The sequence below is a fragment of the Pseudomonas sp. TH31 genome (assembly GCF_016650815.1).
GTDB lineage: Bacteria > Pseudomonadota > Gammaproteobacteria > Pseudomonadales > Pseudomonadaceae > Aquipseudomonas.
On record NZ_JAEKEZ010000014.1, the window covers coordinates 442,679 to 452,287 of the forward strand.

Consider the following 9,609-nt stretch of genomic DNA (forward strand, 5'->3'; position numbering starts at 1 on the left):
CAGCAGTCACTAGTGTCCATTTGGATCCAAAACAAACTTCAGTCAATCAGGGTGCGTTGTCGTGACACAGAAGCCCAATCCTCTGAACAGCATCAAGGTCAACGGGCCGATTCCCGCTCACCTGGCACGCTCGGTGATCGAAGAAACCCTGCGCTCAGCCATCCTCGACGGCCGCATTCCCTGCGGCACGGCCCTGCGTCAGCAAGATTTGGCCGACCTGTTCGGCGTCAGCCGCATGCCGGTGCGCGAAGCCTTGCGCCAACTCGAAGCGCAAGCGTTGCTCAATGTGGTCGCTCATAAAGGCGCCGTGGTCGCAGCGCTGGTTCAGGGCGATGCCACAGAAACCTATGAGTTGCGGATCCTGCTGGAAGCCGAAGCACTGCGTCGTTCAATCCCTTTGCTCGAAGCCGCGGATTTCGAACTGGCTGGCCGCTACATCGACGAATTGGAAACCGAACACAACTACACCGAAATTGGCCGGCTCAATCGCCTGTTCCACATGGCGCTGTACGGCAAGGCACCCAATCGTCGGCTGTTACGACTGGTCGAAGACGGGTTGAACGAAGAAGAACGCTTCCTGCGCTTCAACCTCGAGGCGATGGGCCTGGGCAAGTTGTCCCAGGAAGATCACCGGGAGCTGCTGCGAGCCGCCGAAGAGCGGGACATCGAACGCTCGGTCAAACTGCTCGAACATCACCTCAACCGAGGCGTCGAGGTCATCACGCGCTACCTCAATAGCACTGCCGCCCAGAGCAGGAAAACCTCGAAGTAATCCGCAATCACCCACGTGAGCGAGCACACTGAATGTGTTCGCCTCGCGGCTGCAATATTTGACTGACTCCCGTCCTGGGCTACTCGGCGAACAATTTTCTTACAAATCCCCTTTTGCTCTTCCCCGGGCCGGTAGTGCAATGCCGCTCCTGCCTGCTCCTGGCCCTGCCTTGTAACGCCCTCCCGAGCCCGATAATTGCACCCCAAGAATGACGCACCAACGATAGCGGCGGCCGTCGTTTACGCTCACTCTTGGGTCTGCCAACCCAATAATGACGGACGGCGCACCGCACCTGCGGGGCAGTCGCCGCACCAAGAACCTACGGAAGGAGTCTTGCCACGGGAAAGGAAGTAAATGGTGTATTCCCGGCCAACTTCCACCCCCTCAGATCAAACCAACGAACGCAGTTATAAAGTTGCTTTGAGTGAGGTATTCACTCTCTTATTCGATTCTGACTTATATAAGCCGGAAGGAGCAACTTCATCTATATAAAACTCAAACTAAAAGTTTTATTGGAACTTGTCGCGCCCGAAAAAGTTGAACTATCAAATAATATAAAAATAACTTGCCGGGAACTTTACTGATGTATTAGTTTTTCTCCGCCGCTACTGGATCCGGGCAAGCAATGCCCAGATACGGTACCCGCGGGGGCTCTACCTGGAACTGATCCACCCTTCACACACATCAATTCGATTGAGGCCTGCGCTCGCCCCTATAAAACATCAATTCACCATCGCTTATTGATTTGTCACAACCCACGGTATTCCAACAACTTATAGGCTCGCCCATGAAACCGACTAAAGACCGTCTCAATCAAAAGAAAGCCGAACTTAGCGCTCACCCGATCTTTGGCGAAATACATTCGTTGTCAATCTTGCAGCGCTTCATGGAAACCCATGTCTTTGCCGTTTGGGACTTCATGTCGCTGACCAAGCGCCTGCAGCAGGAACTGACCTGCGTGCAACTGCCCTGGCTGCCACCGCGAGACCCGCAAGCGGCGCGGCTGATTAACGAGATTGTGCTGGGTGAAGAGTCCGATGATCGTCCCGCCAATGGTCACTACAGCCATTTCGAGTTGTACCTGGATGCGATGCGCGAAGTCGGTGCAAATACCGCAGCGGTGGAGCGCTTCGTGGCGTTGCAAAAAGAAGGCGTGAGTTATGACGTGGCGCTGCAAAGCGTGAACGTCGACCCCGCTGCCGCTCAGTTCGTGCGCAACACCTTGCACACCGCGCTGCATGCGTCGGGTCATAGCGTGGCAGCGGTGTTCCTGCATGGCCGGGAAAGCGTGATCCCGCAGATGTTCCAGCGGATTCTCGACGACTGGGGCATTGGCCTCGACCAGGCCCCGACCTTCCGTTACTACCTGGAACGCCACATCGAAGTCGACTCCGAAGACCACGGCCCGGCCGCTGAAAAACTCCTCGCCCGCTTGATCGATGGCGACCCTCAACGCCAGGAAGACGTCTACGCCAGCGCCATCGCCGCCGTGGAAAGCCGCATCGCCCTGTGGGATGGCTTGCGCGTCAGCATGAGCGAAACCGTCGGCGAGGTGAGCGCATGAACGCTGCTGACTACCAATCCTTCGCCGACGCCTGGGAGAACCGCGCGACCATCCGCACCCGCCCCCGACGCGTGCTGGAGAACGACGAAAAGCTGATCTACCCGTTGAGCCGCCAGCCATTGGTGCTGAGCGAAACCTTCCTGCGCGAGTGCCCGGAACAACGGGACTTCGCCCTGGTGCAGACGCTCTACAAGTTCATCAACGACGTGGTGATTTTCGAAACCGAGATCGTCGACAAGACCGCTCGCAGCATCGCCAAGAATCGCTTCGCCGTGGCTTTCCCGTTCGCTTGCCGCTACGACGCCATGACCGTGGTGGTGGATGAGGATTACCACGCCTTGGTGGCGATGGATTTCATGCAGCAGACCGTTGCCATGAGCGGCATCACGCCGATCGAACTGCCGGATGAAATCGAGTTGAGCCGGGCGATTCCAGCCGCCGTTGCGCTGGCACCGGAACACCTGCGCAGCGCCGTGGAACTGATCTGTGTGGCCATCGCCGAAAACACCGTGACCGGCGATGTGGCGGCGTTCGCCAAGGACGACACGGTCAAGCAGTCGATCAAGGGGCTGATGGCCGACCACTTGCTGGACGAGGGTCGTCACTCGAGTTTCTGGGCACGGCTGGTACGCATCTACTGGCACACCGCGAGCGAAGCCGACCGTCAGTGCATCGCGCAGATCCTGCCGGTGTTCATCGGCCACTACCTGACCAACGACATCCAGAAGTCCTTCGACTTCCGGTTGATCGAGTCTTTGCAAATCAGCGACACCGCGCGCCGGGCACTCAAGAGCGAAGTGTCGGGGTTGGCCTTCCCGATCAATCGCCATCACCCGCTGGTCGCCAACATCGTGCGGTTTTTCCGCAGCAGTTCGCTGCTCGATTCGCCGTGCGTTCAAGCAGCCCTGAGCGACTACCTGGTTTAACGAGGAGAACATCATGAGACGTCTCGACATTGTGCTCATTGGACAAAGCCAGGCCTTGACCGACCTGGCGCTGGAGCTCGAACAACATGGACATTCACTGGTGCGGCAGGCCGTTATTGGTGAGCGAACGTTGGGCAACGTCGACTTGTTGATCGACGATGCCAGCCTGGCCTTTCCCGACTTCGGCGACGTGCCGCGACTGACGCTGCAGTTGGGTGTCGGGGACCCAAGGGCTTTTGGCCTGCCAACCCTGGACCTGCTGTGCACGTACGGTTCGACGCTGTTCACTCGTGTTCCGATTGCCGACGAACCTGGCGGCAATGGCCAGGCGTTGCGCCTGCGCGCGGTGGCAGAACTGGTGGACCACGTGGCACTGCTGATCAGTCGTTTCTCCCAGGATGCCGAGTATTTCCGGCTCACCGAGCCGACAACGCCCGCCCACTTCGAGCAGGCCGAAAACCTGCTGTATCTGGAGCGCCTGGCCTTCGTCCATCAACTCAACCTCACCGCTCAGCCCGAGCTGCTGCGACTGGGCCGGATCCCGATGATCGAGCGGCTTGAACAGCGCTTTATCGAATGCGCCGAACGACCTGCGCTGAACATCGCCGGCATGTCGCTCAATTACCGCCAATTGCATGACCACAGCCGCGCTATCCAGCAGCGTTTACAGCCGCTGCTCGAGCAGCACCAGGGTTCGTTGGTGGTGGGCATCTGCCTGCCGAAATGCAGCGCGCTGTATGCAGGGATTCTGGCGATTCTCGGCAGCGGGGCGGTGTACTTGCCGCTGGAGCCGAGCCATCCGCTGCAACGTCAGCAGTATATTCTGCAGAACGCCGGGGCGGTGTTGTTGCTCCACGATGGTGAGCATCCGCTCGCCGCCGAGATGCCGGGGCTGGACATCAGCTGCATCGACCTCGATGACGTCAATCTTGATCAACCATTGATGCGTCAGCGACCGGCTCTCGACGCGCCGTGCATGGCGCTCTACACCTCGGGCACCACCGGGCACCCGAAAGGCGTGCTGCTCAGCCAGGCCAACCTCGCGCACTTTACTGCGTGGTACGCCGACTATGTGCAACTGACCGAGCAGAGTCGGGTGTTGCAGTTTTCATCGTTGAGTTTTGACTCGTCACTGATCGATATCTTCCCGACCCTGCTGCAGGGCGCCGAGCTAATCGTACCCAATGACGATCAACGCCGTGACCCGCTGCAACTGGTGTCGCTGATCCGTCATCAGCAACTGAGCCACGCCTTCTTGCCCCCGGCGTTGCTGAGCATTCTGCCCCTGGAGCAGTTGCAGGTACTGGATCACGTCATGACCGGCGGCGACGTCTGCGAACCCTACGTCATCGAGCAACTCACGCGACAGGGCAACCTCTACAACCTCTACGGCCCGACCGAAGCCACGGTGCTGATCACCGCGCGGCAGCTGCGGCCCGGCGACAACAACCGCACCCTCGGCGGCCCGATCGCCAACAGTCAGGTGCTGATTCTCGATGAGGACTTTCAACCGGTGGCCGAGCAGAGCGTCGGTGAGTTGTACATCGTCGGCCCGGGGTGTGCCTGGGTTACCTGAACAACCCGCAGCAGACCGCCGAGCGCTATCTGAACCTGAGTTTGCCGAACGGTGAAAGCCTGCGCGCCTACCGCACCGGCGACATGGCGAAGTGGACCCGCGACGGCATCGAGCTCTGCGGGCGGCGGGACAATCAGGTGAAGATCCGCGGCTTCCGGGTCGAGCCGGAAGAGATCGAACGCTGCCTGCGGGACAGCCAGTTGTACCGCCAGGTGGTCGTGGTCATCGACAGCCATCGACGGATTCTGGCCTTCCTTGCCCAGCCTCAGGAAGACCAACCCGGCGCCGCTCGCGAAGCGCTGAAGGCCCACGCGGTGCAATTTCTGCCGGACTACATGCAACCCGGCGCCTGGACTGAGCTGGCGAGCATGCCGTTCGCGAGTAACGGCAAGGTTGATCGAAAGGCGTTGCTGGCGCTGCCTGTGAGCGTGCTGGAAAACAGCGCCCGCCGGTTACCCACCAGTGCCGATGAAGCGCTGTTGCTGGAGATCTGGACCGAGTTGCTGGAGCTGCCGGCGAGCGATATTTCCACCGACGAAAGCTTCTTCAACCTCGGCGGTCACTCGATCCTGCTGTCGCGCATGTTGCTGCGTTTGCGCGAGGAGTTCGGCCGGAGCATCTCGATCAATCGCTTCATCGAATTGCCGACCATTGCGAAACTGGCGACGCTGGTGCGCGGTTCGGGCACCGAAGAAGTATTGAGTGAGCAGGCCATGGCCGATGCCTTCCGCGAGCTGGACGTGCAGCCATTACCGGTCAGCCGAATGGGCGATGTGCACAAGGTAATCGTCACCGGCGCCAACAGCTTTGTCGGCGTGCACATCGTCGAGGCGTTGCTCGCATGGGGGGCCACTGACGTCGCCTGCCTGGTGCGCGACGGTGGCGGGCAATCGGCGGCGGAGCGCTTTGCCCTCGCGTTACGCGAGAACCGTCTGGAGCATCTGGACTTGAGCCGGGTGCGGGTTTACGCGGCGGACATTACGCGTCCGTCCCTGGGGCTTGCAGTGGATGTCTACGAGCGACTGGACCGGGAGTTCGGCGCGCTGGTGCACAACGCGGCCAACGTCAATCACGTACTCGATTACGAGTCACTGGCGCGGGACAACGTCGAGCCGATTTTCGAGTGCCTGCGTTTGTGTGAGGGACGCAGCAAGAAGATCTTCAACTTCGTCTCGACGCTCTCGGCGTCCAGCACGATTTCCGCCGATGGGCGGGTGCTCGAATTACCGGCCGCGCAGACGCCTCCGATCTACATCAAGAACGGCTACAACCTGTCCAAGTGGGTGGGCGAGCGGATCCTGGAGCGGGCGCGGGAGCACGGCGTGCGGGTCAATCTGTATCGCCCCGGCAACATCAGTTTCAACAGCCTCACCGGCGTCTGCCAGCCGCACAAGAATCGTTTGATGCTGATGCTCAAGGGCTCGATCCAGCTCGGCCAGGTGCCGGAGTTCACGCTCAATTTCGACCTGATGCCGGTGGACTTCCTCGCCCGTTTCATTGCCTTCCATGCCAGCCGTTATCAGCCGGAACACGCGGTGTTCAACCTGCACAACCCTGAACCACTGAGCTGGGACGCCTACGTGGATTCGTTTCTCGAAGCAGGCCGGGAGTTCTCGATGGTCAGCGTCGCCGACTGGCAACAGCAACTGGGCCGGGTCGACAGCGACAACGCGCTGTTCGGCGTGCTGGGTTTCTACCTCAACGGCTTTGAGGAAGACATCGGCGACATCTCGATGATCGGCCACGACAACGCCCAGGCCGGTGTCCGGCAAATGGGCGCGCACTACCCGGAAAAATCCCCGGCGCTGCTGCGACGTGGTTGCGACTACCTCAAAGAAATCAATTTCATCTGACCCACCCAACTGGAGCAAGACCATGACAACTCTGCAACCCGATACCCTGATTAAAAACCCTCACGGCTGCCACGTTGTGTCTTCGGTGGATGTGCCGGCGGACGCTATGAAGGTCTGGGAGGTGGTCGGTAACTTTGCCGGCTTCGATGCCTTCATCCCATCGCTGTCGCACATCGAAATGACCGGTGAGGGCGTATCGTCCTTGCGCAAGAAATTCTTCAAGGACGGCAACCTGGTGGTCGAGCAACTCAACTCCCGAGACGACCAGGCACTGAGCATGACCTGGACGACCATCTACAACACCTTGGGCGTGGCCAATTTGTGGGCGGCGATGAACGTCGAATCGTTGGGGGCAGGTAAGTCCCGGGCGACCTGGACCATCGTCGCTGAACCCGCACAAGGAGGCGCCGAGGCGTTGCCGGGGTTCAAGGATTTCGTCCAGGGATTTGCCGATGATGCGATGAACAATGTGCAGAAGTTGTTTGCGTAAGGTATGAAAAAGCCCGCTGTGGATAACTCCACAGCGGGCTTCTTTACATCGATGGATCAGATTTTGAAACTGTCCACCAATTGCTTCAACCGGTTGGCCTGCAACGACAAGGCATCGCAATCCTTCAACGTTTCATTGAGGTTGGCCACGCTTTGCTGGTTCAGCAGGTTGATCTGGTTGACGTCGACGTTCAGGGTTTCCACCACCGCCGTCTGCTCTTCGGTGGCCGCGGCTACCGACTGGTTCATGCCGTCGATTTCGCCAATGCGCTGAGTCACGCTGACCAGCCGCAGACCAGCCTGGTTCGCCACTTCGACGCTCTCTTCACTGGAAACCTGGCTGGCGTTCATGGTGGTCACCGCTTCGCGAGAACCGATCTGCAGCGAGGTGATCATCTTATGGATCTCCTCGGCCGATTCCTGGGTACGGTGTGCCAGGTTACGCACTTCGTCCGCCACTACCGCAAAACCACGACCGGCTTCACCGGCCCGGGCCGCTTCGATCGCTGCGTTCAATGCCAGCAGGTTGGTTTGCTGGGAGATGCCTTTGATCACATCCAGAATGTGCCCGATGTTGTCCGTGCTGGCATTCAGGGTTTCGATCTGAGTGCAGGACAGGCTGATTTTCTGCGACAGCTCGGTCATGGCCAGAATGGTTTTTTCCACCACCTGACGACCGTCATCGGCCTGCTCGCTCGCGCCGCTGGCGTGCTGTGAAGCATCTGCCGCGTTGCGGGCGATTTCCTGGGTGGCGGCACCGAGTTCGTTGATCGCGGCGGCCACACTGTTGGTGCGAGCGCTTTGTTCGTCGGAACCGATGATCGAGGCGTTGGACGACGCCATCACGCGTTGCGACAGGTCATGGACCTGACGGGTCGCTGAAGACACTTCGGAAATTGACGCATGAATCCGCTCTACGAACTGGTTGAACGCACCGCCCAGCTCACCAAACTCGTCTTTGCTTTCCACGGCCAGACGACGGGTCAGATCACCTTCGCCCTGGGCGATGTCTTTCATCGCGCGGCCCATGGTAGTCAACGGGCGCATCAGCACGTTGATCAGCAAGCTCAGCAGCACTGCAATGGCGCTCACGGCGATAAACATCGCAATCAGTGCCGAGGTGCGGAATTGGCTCAAAGGCGCGTAGGCCTTGTCCTTGTCGATCGACAGACCGATGTACCACTCGGCATTCGGCAAACCGGTCACCGGGGTGAACGAGAGGATACGATCTTGCTTGTTCAGGGTGACTTCCTGGTTGCCCTTCTCGATGCGCACACTGGAACCCGGATAAATGTCTTTCAGGTTCTTCATCACCTGATCTTTGTCCGGGCTGACGATGACTTGACCGTCGGCGCTGACCAGGAACGCGTGCCCGATACCGCCAAAGTCCACCGAGTTGATGATCTTCACCAGGGTTTCGAGGCTCAGGTCGCCACCAACAACGCCGAGCAACTCGCCGTTCTTTTTCACCGGCAGGGCGATGGTCACTACCAGCCCGCCCACCGCTGCCATGTAAGGCGGGGTCAGCATGGTCTTGTCGGCAGCGACAGCTTGTTTGTACCAGGGACGCTGACGCGGATCGTAGCCATCCGGCATCTTCGCGTCAGGGCGTTGGGTGAATACGCCATTCGCCTGGCCGACGTAGGTGAACTGGAAGTTCGAGGTGAGGGCAGGTTGATCCACCAACCCAGGCAGATCGGCACTCGCACCTTGGTGGGCGACGTTCTGTGCCAGGTTTTCCAACACCAGTACACGGCCGCTCATCCAGTTCTGCACGCTGCTGGCGGTCAAGTCGCCAGCTTGCTGGACGGAGGACTCGAGACTTTCCCGGATCGTATTTCGCTGTAAATAGTCGTTGTACAAAGTGAACAACGCGAAAGCCAGCACTACGACGCCAGAAGCGGCCAGCAGGATTTTATGGCTGAACTTAAGATTCATTTCATGGGACTTCTTATGCAAAAAGTGGGGATGCGTTCCGGATTGCAACATTCCATGTAACAGCGCAGACGGCTTTCTGAGGCCGCTCTACTTTGGTGCACGCATGTCTCACCAGTCTTTCGGCACGAGAAGGAGAAATCTTAGGGGTTTGTATGAAATGGCTGGAATTCAGGCCGGATTCCCGCCGAACGGCGTGCTAGAGCATTCGGGTTAACCTTATTTCCATTACTGCCTGGCAGTTTGTTACTTGAAGTTTTCCTGCTCCAAAACGACAAAACCCCTGTCTGCGTTAGCGAGACAGGGGTTTCGGAATTCAATCTTGACGATGACCTACTCTCACATGGGGAAACCCCACACTACCATCGGCGATGCATCGTTTCACTGCTGAGTTCGGGATGGGATCAGGTGGTTCCAATGCTCTATGGTCGTCAAGAAATTCTGTGACCAGCCCGTTACCGCAGTAACGTGCCAGCAAAAAATGGTGACTTCTA

Annotated in this window: 5 protein-coding genes, 1 rRNA gene and 1 pseudogene; 5 read left to right on the forward strand and 2 right to left on the reverse strand. The window is 58.9% G+C overall.

Annotated features, from left to right (window positions below; genetic code table 11):
- The first annotated feature begins 61 nt into the window (after positions 1-61).
- The 5 genes and pseudogenes from JFV26_RS12335 to JFV26_RS12355 all read left to right on the forward strand — a co-directional run bounded on the left by JFV26_RS12335 (position 62) and on the right by JFV26_RS12355 (position 7,181).
- Positions 62-772 carry an FCD domain-containing protein gene (locus JFV26_RS12335; protein WP_201192599.1) on the forward strand — a complete coding sequence of 237 codons (711 nt, stop codon included), beginning with the start codon at positions 62-64 and terminating at the stop codon, positions 770-772.
- Between the two features lie 787 nt (positions 773-1,559).
- A complete protein-coding gene (locus tag JFV26_RS12340; RefSeq protein ID WP_201192601.1) occupies positions 1,560-2,336 on the forward strand; it encodes a DUF3050 domain-containing protein in 777 nt (258 codons plus the stop codon).
- Positions 2,333-3,262, forward strand: coding sequence for a diiron oxygenase (locus JFV26_RS12345; protein ID WP_201192603.1), 930 nt, complete (start codon positions 2,333-2,335; stop codon positions 3,260-3,262). Before JFV26_RS12340 ends, JFV26_RS12345 begins: the two co-directional genes overlap by 4 nt.
- Positions 3,263-3,275: 13 nt before the next feature.
- Positions 3,276-6,691: pseudogene (locus JFV26_RS12350) on the forward strand (amino acid adenylation domain-containing protein).
- Between the two features lie 22 nt (positions 6,692-6,713).
- Positions 6,714-7,181: an SRPBCC family protein gene (locus tag JFV26_RS12355; RefSeq protein ID WP_201192605.1), complete on the forward strand. Its 468-nt coding sequence runs from the start codon at positions 6,714-6,716 to the stop codon at positions 7,179-7,181.
- A 56-nt stretch (positions 7,182-7,237) separates the two neighbouring features.
- Here JFV26_RS12355 and JFV26_RS12360 read toward each other — a convergent pair whose 3' ends face one another.
- Positions 7,238-9,118, reverse strand: coding sequence for a methyl-accepting chemotaxis protein (locus tag JFV26_RS12360; protein ID WP_201192608.1), 1,881 nt, complete (start codon positions 9,116-9,118; stop codon positions 7,238-7,240).
- A gap of 317 nt (positions 9,119-9,435) precedes the next feature.
- A 5S ribosomal RNA gene (gene rrf / locus JFV26_RS12365) occupies positions 9,436-9,551 on the reverse strand.
- Positions 9,552-9,609: the final 58 nt, after the last annotated feature.

What these genes read in the sequence shown, in the direction of transcription:
- JFV26_RS12340 (WP_201192601.1), top strand. Translation starts at nt 1,560, where the DNA reads ATGAAACCGACTAAAGACCGTCTCAATCAAAAGAAAGCCGAACTTAGC.
- JFV26_RS12345 (WP_201192603.1), top strand. Translation starts at nt 2,333, where the DNA reads ATGAACGCTGCTGACTACCAATCCTTCGCCGACGCCTGGGAGAACCGC.
- JFV26_RS12355 (WP_201192605.1), top strand. Translation starts at nt 6,714, where the DNA reads ATGACAACTCTGCAACCCGATACCCTGATTAAAAACCCTCACGGCTGC.
- JFV26_RS12360 (WP_201192608.1), bottom strand. Translation starts at nt 9,118, where the DNA reads ATGAATCTTAAGTTCAGCCATAAAATCCTGCTGGCCGCTTCTGGCGTC.